Below are 14,926 nucleotides of genomic sequence, written 5' to 3' on the forward strand. Positions count from 1 at the left end.
CGTGTTGTTGGGGTGCGTAACAGCAGGCGGGCGTGCAGGAGGCGCGCAGTGTCAGCTGCTGCAAGGGCGTGGGACGGTGTCTGCAGCGATGGCTGCAGCGCAGCAATGATGGGCGTGTCTTCAAGCTGACCCCTACGCTGCACGTTGCGCTAACGCACCGATCCCCACCATGCGTCACCAGCTGTGCAGTTCTAGAGCATCTAGGCAGCTTAAAGGGTGCAGGCATCCGCAGTTGGACCACCTTCTACAGACACCGTGCACTGCACGGTGTCTTCGTTTGCGCGGTATGTGCACGCGCGCGGTGCACCAAGCGCACGCTCAGTGCAGCACACCGCGCTACAGCGTGCCCTGCTTCCACAGCCGCACGATTTCGGCCGGCGCGTGTTCTTCGGGAATGCGCAACGGTTCGCTGGCACCGTCCCAGGCGATGCTGAAATAGCGCCGGTCGCCGCCACCAGCCTGCGGGCGCGGCAACGCATGCACCAGGCATTGGTCCAGCAACGCGCGCAGGTGCAGCCGCTGCGCATCGTCCAACGCATCCATTGGCAGTTGCCGCTCGCGGCGCATGGCCGGGAACGCCGCCACACCGCCCTCGCGTGCAAGACGTAGCGTCACGCCCAACTCCACCGGCGGCCGCTGTGGACTCATGCGAGGACGCCTACGTCGCGCCAGGCCTGTTGCACGGCGCGTGTCTCTGCACTGTCAGCGCCGTAATCGGTGCTGGCGACAGTGACGGTGCGTGCGGCAAAGGTGGCGAAATCCGCAGTTGCGGCGAGTTCGCCACCGGTGACCGTGCGGTACCAGATGCGGCCGGTTGTCTCCCACGCAGCGCCACCGATCGCGACCGCAGCGCGATAGAACGCGTGATTGGGGATGCCGGAGTTGTAGTGCACGCCGCCATCGTCCTCCTGTGTGTTGACGTAGTCGGCCATCGTGGCCGGTTGCGGGTCTTTTCCCAGTGCAGGGTCATCGTACGCGCTGCCGGGCGCCCGCATCGAGCGCAAGCCCACTCCGTTGATGCCAGGCATCAGCAGGCCTGCGCCGATGATCCAGTCGGCCTCGCTTGCGGTTTGGTGCAACGTGTACTGCTTGATCAGCACCCCGAACACATCCGACACCGATTCGTTCAATGCGCCCGATTGCCCCTGGTAGATCAGGTTGGCGGTGCGTTCGGTGACGCCGTGAGCGAGCTCATGGCCCACCACATCGATGGCGATGGTGAAGCGGTTGAAGACCTCGCCATCGCCATCGCCGAACACCATCTGCTTGCCATCCCAGAACGCGTTGTCGTAGCTACGCTCGTAATGCACGCTGCCGATCAACGGCATGCCTGCGCCATCAATGGAATTGCGCCCGTAGACGGTCTGGAAGAACTCGTGCGTGGCACCGAGAGAATCGTAGGCCTCGGTCACTGCCACATCATCGGTGGCCGCAGCGCCCTCGTCGCGGACCAGGATGCCGGGCAATGCGGTGCCCTGTTGCGCATCGTAGATGCGCCGCCGCACCGCTTGCATGGCCGGTGCGGCATCCGCTGCGAGGGCCTGTCCGCGTGCCAGCAGCCCACGCGCGCGCTGCTGGCGCAGGTGGGCGGTGATCTGGCGGGACAGTTGCGCGCAATGGCGTGCATGTTCGGGCGCCGCCTGTGCCATATGGTCCAGCAGATACGGCGGCAGGATGCCGGCACGGCGCGGGGCCAGGGGCGCAGACATCAGCGGACTCCACAGTGGGGTGTGCCCGCGACTATGCCGAGGCCTGGTTTAGGAAAACGTTAGGCCTGGTCGTGTTGCGCCCGTGCAGCGGGTTGCGACAGGCCTGGCGTTCAGTCCAGCTGCGTCAAGGCCTCCTGGATCGGGGTCTGCCCGTCGATAAAGCCCACGGTCTTGCCGATGGTGGCCGGCGTTGCCAGTGCCGCGGCGATCACCTGGGCCACGTTGGCACGCGAGACGCCGCCGTCGGCATCGCTGCCCGGGTCGCGGGTGATGCGGCCCGACGCTGGATCAAGCGTCAGCCGACCGGGGCCGAGTACGGTCCAGTCCAGATGGGTGCTGCGCAGATGCGCGTCGGCCGCGGCCTTGGCCTGCGCGTAGGCAAAGAACCCGTCATCCGGGCCGATGCCGTGTTCCAGCCCGGCGCCGAGATACGACACCATGACGTAGCGGCGCACGCGGGCCTGTTCGGCCGCATGCATCGAACGGATGGCTGCATCGCGGTCCACCGCATAGGTGCGCGCGGCATCGCCGCCACCGGCACCGGCCGACCACACCACCGCATCGTGGCCGGCCAGCTGCGCGGCGATGGCGTCGGTGTCGGCGTGTTCGATGTCGAACACCACCGGCGTGGCGCCATCGGCAATCACATCGCCTTCGTGCTCGGGATTGCGGAACAGTGCGGTGACGTGGTGCCCGCTGGTCAACAGCAGTGGGGTGAGTAAACGTGCCACCTTGCCGTGGCCACCGATGACGAGGATACGAGACATGCACAACTCCAACCGATGCGCGCCGACACAGCGCCGAGGGCGATCATCCTCGCCAATGCGACGCTAAGACGATGTCAGCGCAGAGGCGTGCGAGTCTTCCGATGGATCGAGCGGGCAAGGTTTGCAGGTACGAAGAACGCTGTCAGCGACCAGAGGCAGTGAGCAGAGCGCAGCACTGTCGGGGCACGACACCGTCCATCCCAAGCTGATGAGCGCTCGCCATGCGGTGTCACCGTTCTCTGATGGGAGCCGCCATCAAGCGATACGTGTTGTCGCTGCCGTGGACGCGGCGCGGCGGGCGATGCATGCGCGCTGCCGCACCGAACGATTGCCAGGCATCGGCTATCCAGCGCTGTTGTGATCCCAAAGCTGCAGCACCTGCGCGATGGCTGCATCCATCAGCTTGAAGCCCACGCCATCCCTGGCGAGCGTGGAAAGCCCAAGCAGGAAGCTGTCGAAGACGCAGGTCAATGCGGCTGCATCGAGGTCGGCTGCCAATTCTCCGCTGGCAATTGCCCGCTCCACGCAGGCGCGGATGCCCGCACGTGTCCGCGCGCGCGACCGCGTCAGCGGGGTCGAGATCGCAGCCCGTTCCGGGGAGGGTGCGCTCATGACCCCTAAGGCAACCATGCAGCCCTTTGGATGCCCGCGTTCGCACTGCATCTTGGCCGAGCGCCGCAGCGCAAGTTCCAGCGCCTGTCTTGGCGCAAGCGACGCATCCCACAAACAATGCGTGACCTGCGCGTAAGTCGTCAGATAGCGCTCCATGCATTCTTTGTAGAGCGCTTCCTTGGAACCGAAGGCTGCATAAAAGCTGGGCGCGGTGATCCCGCCGCCGATCGCAGCCTTGAGCTGGCTTAGCGACGTCGACTCGTAACCCTGTTCCCAGAACAAATGCAGTGCCTCCTCCACCGCGACATCCCGATCGAAGGTCCGTGGTCTGCCCATCTGTGCCATAACGCGCTCCGCCGCTTAGATAAATACTATTCGATACATATGTCATTGACAACCGAGGACTACCGACCTAGATTTATATCTATCGATACATATCTTGCGACGTCGCGAGATGACAATGTCGACAGGCCTGCGCAGCGGGTCTCTTTTTTTCTCAGATATGTATCGATCGATACATAAATAAAGAATTTCATTGCTCATGACCAAGGACATCTTGTGACTTCTTCCACTGCCTCGCCGGCACCTGCCGGTGCTGCTCCGCTACCCATCGCCGCGCTGCTGGCCTTGGCCATGACCGGCTTCATCTGCATCGTGACCGAAACGCTGCCGGCTGGCTTGCTGCCGCAGATCTCCGACGGCTTGGCAGTGACCCCCGCGCTCGCCGGGCAGACCGTGACCGCCTATGCGGTGGGCTCGCTGCTGGCGGCGATCCCGTTGACCATCGCCACCCAGCACTGGCGTCGTCGTCGCGTCCTGTTGCTCACCATCGTCGGCTTCCTGGTGTTCAACTCCGTCACCGCACTATCCACCCACTATGGTCTGACCCTGGTGGCACGGTTCTTCGCTGGCGCAGCGGCGGGCCTGGCGTGGAGCCTGCTTGCCGGGTACGCCCGGCGCATGGTTCAACCGGAACAGCAGGGAAAGGCCATGGCGATTGCGATGGTGGGCACACCGATTGCGCTGTCGCTCGGCGTGCCGCTGGGAACCTGGATGGGCGGGCTGATCGGCTGGCGCACCGCGTTCGCGGCCATGTCGGCACTGACGGTCGCGCTGATCGTCTGGGTGTTGCTCAAGGTGCCGGACTACCCCGGCCAGACCGCAACGCAGCGGGTGCCGTTGCGCAAGGTGCTCGGCACGCCCGGCGTCCGCCCGGTGCTTGCCACGGTGATGGCCTGGATGCTGGCGCACAACATTCTCTACACCTACGTGGCACCGTTCGCCGCACGTGCAGGCCTGGGCCATCGCGTGGACGTGCTGCTGCTGACCTTCGGCATGGCGGCCCTGGTGGGCATCGTTATCGCCGGCAAGTTGGTGGAACAGCATCTGCGCAGCACCGTGCTGGTGTCGTTGGCGACGTTCTTTGGGGTGTCGGTGGTGCTGGCCTTGCTGCAGGGAGTGCAGCCGGTCGTGTATGCGTGCGTCGCGTTCTGGGGGCTGACCTTCGGCGGTGCGGCGACCCTGTTGCAAACCGCGCTTGCCGATAGCGCAGGCGACGGCGCCGATGTCGCGCTGTCGCTTAATGTCGTGGCCTGGAACAGCGTCATCGCCGGCGGTGGCGTGTTGGGCGGAGTGCTGCTGGAGCATTGGGGAGCGCAGAGCTTTCCGACCGCCATGGCAGTGTTGCTGGCAATCGGATGGGCGATTGCATGGTCCGCACGCGCCCACGGATTTGCGGCCGGCGCGCGCGCAGCGGTTCCTGGCCACTAGCGCGTGCGAGGGACATTGCGCCCAGTGTCAGGCGGCGGTGGCGCTGCGCGGCAAGGCACGCGCTGACGCCCAGGCGCGATGCAGGTGAGCTGTACCTGGAAGACGTGAGCGGTGGACGGGGACGTCACCCACGCCGGAACAATGCCAACCTGCGCGTGACGCGTTACCCGTACGGCCACATCTGGGACAATTGCCGGCCCGCTCACGAGACAGCTCATGCCCCATTCCGATCTGCGTGCCCGCGTTGGTTGCGGTGCCTTCATCCAACGCGCCGATGGCCACTTGCTGCTGGTGTTGCGCGGGCGGGCGCCCGAGCAGGGACATTGGGGACTGCCCGGCGGCAAGGTGGACTGGATGGAAACGGTGGAAGCCACGGTAGTGCGCGAGGTGCTGGAAGAAACCGGCCTGCAGGTGCATCCGCAGCGCGTGCTGTGCGTGGTCAGCCACTTCGAGCCGGACATGGACCCGCCGCAGCATTGGGTGGCGCCGGTGTATCTGGCCACCATCGAAGGCAGCGAAACCGCCGAACTGCGCGAACCGCAGGTGCTGCTGGATATCGGCTGGTTTGCCCTGGATGCGCTACCCACGCCGCTGACCCGCTCGGCGAGGCAGGCGGTGCAGCAGCTCCAGGCGGAACGGGACGCACAGCCCGCCTGACACGTGTTGCTGCTGCGGGCCGCGCGTGGCCGCACGCGCGGCGCCCGCCGGCACGCATGGATTTTGCAGCAGCAGTCCGTTATTTTTGGCGCGTCCGGGGCGAGGGGAGATCGCACCTGGACATCGAATCACACGGCCGGGATGCCGATTGACTGCGTCGCGCCCGGTCACTCATTACAGGGACGAAGAATGGAATCGCTCTATCCGCAAGGCCCGGCGGTAGTGCCGGAACGGCTCACCGCACCCAGCAGCAAATACCGACGCAATGCCTGGCTGGCCATGCTCGGGCTGGGCGGCTTCATCGCCGTGTATCTGGGATTGCTGGGGTGGTTCGGTTGGACGGCGTATCGGCTGGCGTCCGGGCTGCTGCAGGGCTCCGGCGGCGAGCAGGCCGTGTGGATGTGGCTGGTGGCCGCGGGCGCCGCGTTTCTGGCGGTGTTCATGGCCAAGGCATTGGTGTTCAACAAGCGTGCCGAACGCGATACGCGCGCGCTGGAACTGCGCCCGGCCGAGCAACCGGAGTTGTTCGCGTTCCTGCATCGGCTGGCCGACGAAGCCGGTGCGCCGCGTCCGCACAAGGTCTACCTGTCGGCACAGGTCAACGCCGGCGTGTTTTACGACCTGTCGCTGCTCAACCTGCTGCTGCCCTCACGCAAAAACCTAGATATCGGCTTGGGCCTGGTCAATGTGCTCAACCTGGGCGAATTGAAGGCCGTGCTCGCGCACGAATTCGGCCACTTCGCGCAACGCACGATGGCGGTCGGCCGCTGGGTCTACATCGCCCAGCAGATCGCCGCGCATATCGTGGGCAAGCGCGATGCTCTGGACAAGCTGCTGGCGACGCTGTCGCGGATCGACCTGCGCGTGGCGTGGATCGGCTGGGGGCTGTCGTTGATCGTGTGGTCGATCCGTTCGTTGGTCGAGATCGCCTTCCGCGGCGTGGTGCTGGCGCAGCGTGCGCTATCGCGCGAGATGGAATACCAGGCCGATTTGGTAGCCGCCTCGCTCACCGGCAGCGACGCCCTCGTCCACGCGCTGCACAAGCTGGAAGCGGCCGACGACAGCTGGCAGCGCGCGTTGCGCTTTGCCGGGCGCGAGTTTGCGCAGGACCGCCCGGTCAAGGATCTGTTCGCCATCCAGTCGCGCACCATCGAACACATGCGCGTGGTCTTGAACGACCCCGGCCACGGCGTGGTACCGGCGGTGCCCGAGGATGCGGCGCACGCGTACCGGCTGTTTCAGAACGACATCGCCCAACCCTCGCAGATGTGGGCCACCCATCCGCCTAGCGCAGCGCGCGAAGAAAACCTCAAGCGTCACTACATCGCCTGCCCGATCGACGCCCGCCCGGCGATGGACGTGCTGCGCAACGCACAAGCGCTGCGTGAGCAGGTCTCGCTTGGCTTGTTCACCGGCGAGGCGCCCATCTGTGTGGACATCGAGGTGTCGCTGGCCGCGCTGGAACGCGAGTTTGCGGCCCTGTCGTTATCGCGGCGCTATCAAGGCCTGTATCTGGGTCGCTCCTGCACCCGCGCTGCGCGAACCGTGGCCGAGCTCTACGCCGATCCGCTGCCGCAGGGCGATCTGCTGCAGGCGCTGGATGGGCTGTACCTGCCTGAGGATGGCCAGGCCATTGAGCAACTGCGCGAACGCGAGCGGCAACGCGCCAGCCTGCAGGCCTTGATGGACGGCGGGTTGCGCGCGAATGGCGGCGTGGTGACCTGGAAAGGCACCAGCCTGACGCGCGCGCAACTGCCTGCGGTGATCGCAACACTTGATGACGAGCTGCAGGTGTTGCGTGCGCGGGTCAGCGGCCACGACCGACGCTGCCGCAGCGTGCATCTGGCCGCAGCCCACACCCTGGGCGGCGGCTGGCCCGAGCTGTTGCGTGGCTACCTGGCCGTGCTGCATTACACCGACCACACCCTCGCCGATCTGGACGATGCGCATCTGCTGTACCTGCAGACCTTCCACAGCGTGATCGCCGATGGCCGGGTGTCGGCCAAGGAGCTGCGCCAGCTGGTGGCCGCATGCAATGAGCTGCAACGGGTGCTGCGCCGGGTGTACGAACAGGTCGCGCACATGCGCTTGAATGCTCCGCTGGCCGCTGCCCTGGGCAAAGAACAGTGGCAGCAGTGCCTGCCGGAGTTCCGGCTGTCCGAGGCCGACGAAAACAACATCAACCCGTGGATGGATGCGGCCAAGGGCTGGGTGCAGGTCACCATGAGCGCGCTGGGCGAGCTGCGCGATGCCAGCCTGGAGCAGTTGCTGCACGCCGAAGATGCAGTGGCCGAGCAGGTGCGCCACGGCGCGCCTGCCCCCACCAGCGACACACCGGCGGCGGCACCTGCGGACTATCCGGTGCGTCTGCCGGGCGAGGAGCGCCAGCGCAACCTCAAACAAAACCTGTGGCAGCGCTTTCTGGCCGCCGATGGCCTGTTTCCCTCCGTTGCGCGCGTTGTGGTGGCCGCGTCCATCGTGGCCGGGGTGCTGTGGGCCGGCGGCACAGTCGGCCTGACCGAGGTGGTGGCCTACAACGGCTTGCAGCAGACGGTGACAGTGCGCATCGACGACCAGATCGCCTCGCTGCCGCCAAACGGTCGCCATGTGTTCCAGCTGGCAGAGCAGGCAAGCCACCACATCAGCACGCGCTCTGCGGCGGGCGGGGTGATCGAAACCTTCGATGCGCCCAGCGGCGGGCACGGCGGCCAGTTCGCCTACAACGTGGCCGGCGCCGCGCTGCTGCTGCACTGGCGCGCCAGCTATGGCGCGGCTGCAGAAGACAGCACACGCCATCTCGACAACGCACGCTGGGAACGCACCACCGCGCAGGCGGTCTTCAACGAGCCGCCGCAAACGGTCAGCGGCAAGGGCAGCCAGTACCGCGATGTGGTGACTGCGGTGTCCGATCGGCCACCGCACCAACTGCTGGGCGAGCTGACACCCGCGCAGGATCTGGCGCTGATGCAGGCGCATGCACGCTGGGATGGCGCGCAATCGGCCTATCTGGAGCAATGGCTGGATCGCCTACAACGCGCAGCGCCGCAGGCAGTCCCGGCGATCCTGGCCGAGCGCCTGCAGCGCGATCCGCTGGATGTGGTGGCTTTGCGCGTCCAGCAGGACACCGCCACCCCGGAGCAGCGTGCTCAGGTCTGCAAGCAGCACGCCGCGATGGCCCTGGCCCGCCCCGACGCGCCGGCATTGCAGTACGCGGCGATCCGTTGCGGCAGCGACCCGGCGGCGCGCGATCGGGCATTCCTCGATGCGCACGCGCGCTGGCCGAACGACCCGTGGCTGCAACGCGCTGCCGCCGCCGTGCATGCCGAACAAGGCCGCTTGCCGGAAGCGCAAGCGCTTTACGAACAAGTCGCACAGGTTCCGGCGATGGCCGATGACATCGTGCCGCAGCTGGTGCGGCTGCAGCGTTACCGTGGCCTGGCCCCGGATCTTGCGGCGATGGCGCAGCGCTCGCCAGCGCTTGCCTCGATGCTTGCGCTGGCAAGCGGCGAGGGCACGCAGGACACGCCATACCAGGGCTATCACGCATTGGCCGCTGGCAAACTGGACGCTGCGGTGGCGGGCGCTGCGGCAGACCCCGATGTCCAGGCACGGCTGGTGCGGCTGGCGGCAGCATCGGAGGGCGCCACCGCGGCACTGCTGCAACAGGCACGCGCGCTCGGCGATGAGGCGGGGATCGATTATTTCACCGCACCCGTTGCGTGGGCCTTGGCCGCACGTCAGGGCTGGCCGGTGCAGGCAGCGCGCGACACCACCCTGCGCGATCTCGGCGACGACGCCACGGCGATCTCGCATTTCTTTACCGCCGTGCAGGCCGGCAACAGCCAGCAAGATGCCGAGGCAGCATTGAAGGGTGTCAGCCTGACCGGGCGCGGCGTGGCATATGCGATGGCGGCGGTGTTACTCGGTCAGCGCTGTCCGCAGGCATGGCGCGACGGCGCACGGAACTTGCTGTTTACCAACGAGCGGCCGTATCTGGGCTGAGCGTGACGCACGGTAGCTGGCACGCAGTGCTCCGCTGCGTGCCGGTGACGCAGCAGTCGCTGTGCGGGGAAAGGCGCACCAACGCCGAGCGCCGATGCGCGTGCACAGCGCGCGTCTGATGGGTGCGCCACTGCATGTGCATCTGCATCCCTGCCGCTGATCGTCTTCAGCAGAGATGCAAGGTGTGGCGCCATCGCGCACGTACGCGACTGCCAACGCCAGGCACGCACGTGTGAGATGGGTTGGGCCACGGGTTCCATCTCACCGACACGTTGCCGGAAAGCCAGCAGGTGCTGCGCGCGATCACCCGCTTTTTCGGCCGACATCTGGGGCTGCCGCTGCCAACCTTGGCCGCGCCACGCTAACGCGGCACTGACACCGGCTAGGCACAGTGCTTACATCTTCTCGCCTAGGTTGAGACCGACTGGGTGCAGCACATGCCGCACCGATCATCGAAACAGGAGAAATCGGATGAGCCTGCAAATTCCTCAGGGTGCCCTGGTGGTAGTGGCTGACGGCGGCGAAGCGCGTTGGTTCACCAATACCGGCAACGAAGCCAAGGTGGTGCTGCGCCAGCATGCGCGCACCGATGTGCAGAACGTCGACGACGACGGCCCGGCCGGCAAGGCGCCGCAGGATCTCACCGACGCAGACCGAGACGAAATGACCTTCGCCAAACAGCTGTCGCACGCGTTGAACGATGGCGCACTGAAGCACGAGTACATGCACCTGGTGCTGGTGGCCGACCCGACCACGCTGGGCCGCATCCGTCCGTTGCTGCACAAGGAAACCCAACAGCGGCTGGTGGGCGATCTGGCCAAGGACCTGACCAACCTGCCGTTGGAAGACATCCAGCGCGCGTTATCGTAAGCGCAACGATCGAACCGAACGCCGTTCGGCCCGCGCGGCCGGCGTTCGGGATCTGGGGGATGGCGTTCGTGCACCGCGCTGCCGACCGCAGCTTGCGCAGTGATCGGTCGCCTGTGCGGTAGGGTATCGGTCACTTACGGTCATGGAGACAGTGTCGATGGGGTTTGTTCGCGATTACGCCACACAGGCACCGGAACGTAGCGATGTGGATGCGCAGGCCGGGCTGCAGCTGCTGGAATTCGGTACCGATTGGTGCGGGCATTGCATCGCGGCGCAGCCGTTGTTGCAGAAACTGCTGGGTGGTTATGACGCGATGGCGTACCGCAAGTTCGAAGACGGAAAAGGGCGGCCGTTGGGTCGCTCCTTTCACGTCAAGCTCTGGCCGACGGTGATCCTGCTGCGCGATGGCGAAGAAGTCGCACGCGCGGTGCGCCCGCAGACCCGTGAAGATCTGCAAGACGTGCTGGCGGTGCTGGACGCAGGTTGACGCGCGCTGCGCTTGCAGCCTGCGCGGTGGTGGATGTGTTGCGGTTGCCCCGATCGCGCGCGTCATCGCGCTCAAACGAACCGAGAGCGGCTAAAAATGCAGTGAGCAGTCGTCAGGTGGATGCAGACGGCGCATTCGGAATTGCAATGTACGAGTCATACATGTCGCACTGAGCACATGCTGTGCCTGCCTGCCTGCCTGCCTGCCTGGCGGCTGCACAACCGTTTTGTTGGCTGCTCCAAGCGTGCAGTGCCACTGCATCAAAACGTCGTCATTGTCATCGCGGAGCAGGTGTTGCCGCCGTTGACGCAATTGCAAAAAATCAAGAAAAACGCCTGAAATCAGCGCACATCCTGCGTCGCGCACGGTCGCGTCTGCAGCCAACTGCTCGCTGTAGTAACATAGCGGGCTGATCAAGCCCTTGGGCGTACGCCCATCCCTTTGGTCATCTGTCCCGCAGCGCCGCTGAGTTGACGCGGCCGTCCGGGAATGCCTCCGGTCTCTCCAGTGCATGTGCTCCTGCCGTGTGTGTGAAGTGCCGTGTCCTGTGTGTTGTCAGGACGTGCGGGCAGCGATGGCCCGCAGCTGCAAAGCACCTGGAGACCAAGCACATGCACGACACGCGCGCGATTCGTTCGCACTTCGGTTGGTTCAAACGCCGCCGCCAACTGCAACTCGACGACGTCACCGTGGTGGATCGCAACATGCTGCGCCGCGCGGTGAGCGCCGCGGCGCTGGGCAACGCGATGGAGTGGTTCGACTTCGGTGTGTACGGCTATCTGGCGGTGACGCTGGGGCAGGTGTTCTTCCCGGCGAGCAATCCCACTGCGCAGTTGATCGCCACCTTCGCCACCTTCACCGTCGCCTTTCTGGTGCGACCCATCGGCGGCATGGTGTTCGGCCCGCTGGGCGACCGCTATGGGCGCCAGAAGGTGCTGGCGGCCACGATGATCCTGATGGCCTTGGGCACCTTCAGCATCGGCCTGATTCCCTCCTACGAACGTATCGGTCTGTGGGCACCGGCATTGCTGTTGCTGGCGCGCTTGCTGCAAGGGTTTTCCACCGGCGGCGAATACGGCGGCGCGGCCACCTTCATTGCCGAATACGCCACCGATCGCAATCGCGGTGTGATGGGCAGCTGGCTGGAATTCGGCACGCTGGGCGGCTATATCGCCGGTGCCGCCACGGTGACCGCGTTGCACATGAGCGTGACGCCGGCGCAGATGCTCGATTGGGGCTGGCGCGTGCCCTTTTTGATCGCCGGCCCGCTTGGGCTGCTGGGCCTGTACATGCGCATGAAACTGGAAGAAACCCCGGCGTTTCGTGCCTACACCGAGCAATCCGAGCAACGCGAACGGGAGACCGCCGGCCAGGGCCTGATGACCCTGCTGCGCCTGCATTGGCCGCAACTGCTCAAGTGCGTTGGCCTGGTGCTGGTGTTCAACGTCACCGACTACATGCTGCTGACCTATATGCCCAGCTACCTCAGCGTCACCATGGGCTATGCGGAAAGCAAGGGCTTGCTGCTGATCATCCTGGTCATGCTGGTGATGATGCCGCTCAATATTGTCGGCGGCATGTTCAGCGACAAACTGGGGCGTCGGCCGATGATCATCGGCGCGTGCATCGCCCTGTTTGCGCTGGCGATTCCGTGCCTGCTGCTGATCGGCAGCGGTTCGGATGCGCTGATCTTCCTCGGATTGATGCTGCTGGGTCTGGCACTGGTGTGCTTTACCAGCTCGATGCCGTCCACCTTGCCGGCGCTGTTCTACACGCCGGTGCGCTACAGCGCCCTGTCGATCGGCTTCAACGTGTCGGTATCGTTGTTCGGCGGCACCACGCCGCTGGTCACTGCCTGGCTGGTGGAGCGCACCGGCGACCCGTTGGTGCCGGCGTATTACCTGATGGGCGCGGCGGCGATCGGGTTGGTGACGATGCTGTTCGTGCGCGAAACCGCCGGGTTGCCGTTGCGTGGCTCGCCGCCGGCGGTGGCCAGCGCTGCGGAGGCGCGCGCGCTGCTGCAGGCCGATAGCCCGGTCACGGTGGATGCGCAGTTGCCGGTAACCGGCGTGCCGTCGGTAGGCCAGCCGCGCACTGCATGAGCGCGTGCTGCGCTCAGCGCATTGCGGGGTCGCGGGTGTCGGGCATGTCCGGGTAGGGCATGCCCTGCCCGGTTTCCACATAGCGCTTGAGGCTGCTGCCCAGGAAGTACTGCCAACCCTGGGTGCACGCCTCCAGACACGGCGAATCGCGGTAGCCGGACTGCACGAACTCCACGCGGGTGCCCTGGCTGGTGGAGATCAGATCGAAGCGCATCACCGTGCCCTCCCAGGCCGCGGTGTCGAGCATGTTGGAGCGCTCGCAGCGCCAGCGCACCAGCCGATGGTCGGCGCCTTCGTCGATGCGCAGGACCACTTGCCAGCCGTGGCTGCTCCAGTCCAGGCGCACGCAGTCATCGGCCTGCTGCACCTCGCGCGTCCACCAGCGCGCCAGCTGCACGGGCTCGGATAGCGCGGCGGACACCACTTCCGGTGCGGCGGCGATCACGATGCTGTGGCGGATCTCACGGTTCATCTGATGGGCATTGCCTGCGTGGACGCCGATGATCGCGCATTTTGCCAGCCAATTGCAGCTTTGCCCGATCTGCGGCCGGCCGCTCGTCCGGCGCTCACACGGCGCTGGGTACCATCGACGCAGACCCTATGACGAGAGCAGGCATGACGACGCTTCCGATACCGGTGATGGATATGGCCGCGCAGCGCGACCTGGCCGCGGCGCACGCGCTACTGGAAAACCCCGGCGTGGCAGCCCAGCTGGCCAACGCGCTGGGCGCGCCGATCGAGAGCTTGATCACCAAGCGGCTGCCCAAGATGGTGACCCGCAGCATCGACGGCCTCACCCGTCGCGCGTTGCAGGTGGCCATGAAGTCGGCATTGCTGAGTCTGCGCGGCAAGACCGAGCCGCTGCAGCCGGCCTCCACCACCCGGCACACCCTGGCGGTGGCCGTGGCCGGTGGTGCCGGCGGCTTCTTCGGCCTGCCGGGCCTGATGGTGGAGCTACCGCTGACCACCACCGTGATGCTGCGCTCCATCGCCGACATCGCGCGCGCCGAAGGCGAATCGCTGCAAAGCCCGGACACTGCGCTGGCCTGCCTGGAAGTGCTGGCGCACGGCGGCCGCAGCGTGGTGGACGACGGCGCCGAATCGGGCTATTTCGCGGTGCGCGCGGCAATGGCGCAGCAGCTCAGCGCCGCTGCCCGCCATGTCGCTGCGCATGGCTTCGCCAGCAAGGGCGCGCCGGCCTTGGTGTCGCTGGTCTCGCGCATCGCCGCCAAGTTCTCGGTTAACGTGGGCGAGAAACTCGCCGTGCAGGCGGTGCCCTTGGTGGGCGCGGTGAGCGGCGCCACCCTCAACACGGTCTTTATCCGCCACTTCCAGGCCATGGCACGCGGGCACTTCATCGTGCGCCGGCTGGAGCGGCAGTTCGGCGAGGAGGCGGTGCGGCGGGCGTATGAGGCGCTGCCTCCTGCGCGATAGGGCCTTACGATCTACCCTGATCACCATTGCAAGGGACTGCGTGAAATGAAAACTGCACAGCGTTTGCTGTTGATCCTGTGTGGCGTCATCGCCGCGCCTGCCTGTGCGCAGTCATACCGGTACGGCGCGCCGGAAGTCACGCTCCAGGGCATGCTCATCAGTGCCACCGGCCAGACACCCGATGGTGCGGAGGTGAGATATCCGGCGCTCAAACTCGTTGCTCCGCTCACCGTGGAGGCGACCGATGGCAAAGAGGACTTCGAGCCATCTGCAACCGGCATCACGCTGTTGCAGCTGTCCCTCGATGCAACAACCATGCGCGCGTTCAAGCAGTTGAAGGGCCGCCAGGCGCGCGTGTCCGGGACGCTCTTTCATTCGGATAACGGCCACCACTACACCGATGTGTTGCTGTCGGTGACCAGCGTTTCAGACAAGAACCAGGGGTCAGACAAGCACTAGCCGCTTGGGGTCTGCTGCTGTGTCCAGGCTGCCGCCGTTGCGCGGGACGGCTCAGCT

The 14,926-nt window shown here is 65.9% G+C and carries 13 protein-coding genes, 1 other RNA gene and 1 pseudogene; 9 read left to right on the forward strand and 6 right to left on the reverse strand.

All coding sequences use genetic code 11. The features are described 5' to 3' along the window. Positions 1-336: 336 nt before the first annotated feature. The 4 genes from VC212_RS18945 to VC212_RS18960 all read right to left on the reverse strand — a co-directional run bounded on the left by VC212_RS18945 (position 337) and on the right by VC212_RS18960 (position 3,433). Entirely contained in the window at positions 337-648 is a 312-nt protein-coding gene (locus tag VC212_RS18945; RefSeq protein ID WP_055852801.1) for a protealysin inhibitor emfourin, read from the reverse strand. Then, positions 645-1,709, reverse strand: coding sequence for a M4 family metallopeptidase (locus tag VC212_RS18950; protein WP_323526525.1), 1,065 nt, complete (start codon positions 1,707-1,709; stop codon positions 645-647). The genes VC212_RS18945 and VC212_RS18950 overlap by 4 nt, the downstream gene beginning before the upstream one ends. Before the next feature lie 110 nt (positions 1,710-1,819). Then, positions 1,820-2,476, reverse strand: a complete 657-nt coding sequence (locus VC212_RS18955) for an SDR family oxidoreductase (RefSeq protein ID WP_115552446.1) — start codon at positions 2,474-2,476, stop codon at positions 1,820-1,822. A 342-nt stretch (positions 2,477-2,818) separates the two neighbouring features. After that, complete coding sequence (locus VC212_RS18960) at positions 2,819-3,433, reverse strand: TetR/AcrR family transcriptional regulator (protein ID WP_115552447.1); 615 nt, start codon at positions 3,431-3,433, stop codon at positions 2,819-2,821. 213 nt (positions 3,434-3,646) lie between these two features. Between VC212_RS18960 and VC212_RS18965 the strand changes: the two genes are divergently transcribed. The 6 genes and pseudogenes from VC212_RS18965 (at position 3,647) to VC212_RS18990 (ending at position 10,874) form a co-directional block, all read left to right on the forward strand. Continuing rightward, positions 3,647-4,858 carry an MFS transporter gene (locus VC212_RS18965; RefSeq protein ID WP_115552448.1) on the forward strand — a complete coding sequence of 404 codons (1,212 nt, stop codon included), beginning with the start codon at positions 3,647-3,649 and terminating at the stop codon, positions 4,856-4,858. A 216-nt stretch (positions 4,859-5,074) separates the two neighbouring features. After that, complete coding sequence (locus VC212_RS18970; RefSeq protein ID WP_323526526.1) at positions 5,075-5,515, forward strand: NUDIX domain-containing protein; 441 nt, start codon at positions 5,075-5,077, stop codon at positions 5,513-5,515. Between the two features lie 279 nt (positions 5,516-5,794). Then, entirely contained in the window at positions 5,795-9,517 is a 3,723-nt protein-coding gene (locus VC212_RS18975) for a M48 family metallopeptidase (RefSeq protein WP_323526690.1), read from the forward strand. 227 nt (positions 9,518-9,744) lie between these two features. After that, positions 9,745-9,882: pseudogene (locus tag VC212_RS18980) on the forward strand (alpha/beta hydrolase); the annotation flags it as partial. 106 nt (positions 9,883-9,988) lie between these two features. After that, the gene (locus VC212_RS18985; protein ID WP_055852817.1) at positions 9,989-10,387 is read left to right on the forward strand and encodes a host attachment family protein; all 399 of its coding nucleotides are present in this window, start codon (positions 9,989-9,991) and stop codon (positions 10,385-10,387) included. A gap of 157 nt (positions 10,388-10,544) precedes the next feature. Then, on the forward strand, positions 10,545-10,874 hold the full coding sequence (locus VC212_RS18990) for a thioredoxin family protein (protein WP_115552523.1): 330 nt from the start codon (positions 10,545-10,547) through the stop codon (positions 10,872-10,874). Between the two features lie 88 nt (positions 10,875-10,962). Here VC212_RS18990 and VC212_RS18995 read toward each other — a convergent pair. Next, positions 10,963-11,037, reverse strand: a non-coding RNA gene (locus tag VC212_RS18995) — sX9 sRNA. Positions 11,038-11,485: 448 nt separating this feature from the next. Between VC212_RS18995 and proP the strand changes: the two genes are divergently transcribed. After that, complete coding sequence (gene proP, locus VC212_RS19000) at positions 11,486-12,976, forward strand: glycine betaine/L-proline transporter ProP (protein WP_323526527.1); 1,491 nt, start codon at positions 11,486-11,488, stop codon at positions 12,974-12,976. A gap of 13 nt (positions 12,977-12,989) precedes the next feature. On the opposite strand, the gene VC212_RS19005 is transcribed toward proP, so the two are convergent. Beyond that, positions 12,990-13,448 carry an SRPBCC domain-containing protein gene (locus VC212_RS19005; RefSeq protein WP_323526529.1) on the reverse strand — a complete coding sequence of 153 codons (459 nt, stop codon included), beginning with the start codon at positions 13,446-13,448 and terminating at the stop codon, positions 12,990-12,992. A 167-nt stretch (positions 13,449-13,615) separates the two neighbouring features. On the opposite strand from VC212_RS19005, the gene VC212_RS19010 reads away from it, so the two are divergent. Both VC212_RS19010 and VC212_RS19015 read left to right on the forward strand, forming a co-directional pair. Then, positions 13,616-14,410 carry an EcsC family protein gene (locus tag VC212_RS19010; RefSeq protein WP_055852826.1) on the forward strand — a complete coding sequence of 265 codons (795 nt, stop codon included), beginning with the start codon at positions 13,616-13,618 and terminating at the stop codon, positions 14,408-14,410. A 63-nt stretch (positions 14,411-14,473) separates the two neighbouring features. Continuing rightward, on the forward strand, positions 14,474-14,869 hold the full coding sequence (locus VC212_RS19015) for a DUF4431 domain-containing protein (protein ID WP_323526530.1): 396 nt from the start codon (positions 14,474-14,476) through the stop codon (positions 14,867-14,869). Positions 14,870-14,926: the final 57 nt, after the last annotated feature.

The organism is Xanthomonas sp. WHRI 8932A, assembly GCF_035012785.1.
Classification (GTDB): domain Bacteria; phylum Pseudomonadota; class Gammaproteobacteria; order Xanthomonadales; family Xanthomonadaceae; genus Xanthomonas.

Coding starts and splice junctions, on each gene's coding strand:
- VC212_RS19010 (WP_055852826.1), top strand. CDS start 13,616: ATGGATATGGCCGCGCAGCGCGACCTGGCCGCGGCGCACGCGCTACTG.
- VC212_RS18990 (WP_115552523.1), top strand. CDS start 10,545: ATGGGGTTTGTTCGCGATTACGCCACACAGGCACCGGAACGTAGCGAT.
- VC212_RS18970 (WP_323526526.1), top strand. CDS start 5,075: ATGCCCCATTCCGATCTGCGTGCCCGCGTTGGTTGCGGTGCCTTCATC.
- VC212_RS18975 (WP_323526690.1), top strand. CDS start 5,795: ATGCTCGGGCTGGGCGGCTTCATCGCCGTGTATCTGGGATTGCTGGGG.
- proP (WP_323526527.1), top strand. CDS start 11,486: ATGCACGACACGCGCGCGATTCGTTCGCACTTCGGTTGGTTCAAACGC.
- VC212_RS18985 (WP_055852817.1), top strand. CDS start 9,989: ATGAGCCTGCAAATTCCTCAGGGTGCCCTGGTGGTAGTGGCTGACGGC.
- VC212_RS18960 (WP_115552447.1), bottom strand. CDS start 3,433: ATGGCACAGATGGGCAGACCACGGACCTTCGATCGGGATGTCGCGGTG.
- VC212_RS18955 (WP_115552446.1), bottom strand. CDS start 2,476: ATGTCTCGTATCCTCGTCATCGGTGGCCACGGCAAGGTGGCACGTTTA.
- VC212_RS19005 (WP_323526529.1), bottom strand. CDS start 13,448: ATGAACCGTGAGATCCGCCACAGCATCGTGATCGCCGCCGCACCGGAA.
- VC212_RS18945 (WP_055852801.1), bottom strand. CDS start 648: ATGAGTCCACAGCGGCCGCCGGTGGAGTTGGGCGTGACGCTACGTCTT.
- VC212_RS18950 (WP_323526525.1), bottom strand. CDS start 1,709: ATGTCTGCGCCCCTGGCCCCGCGCCGTGCCGGCATCCTGCCGCCGTAT.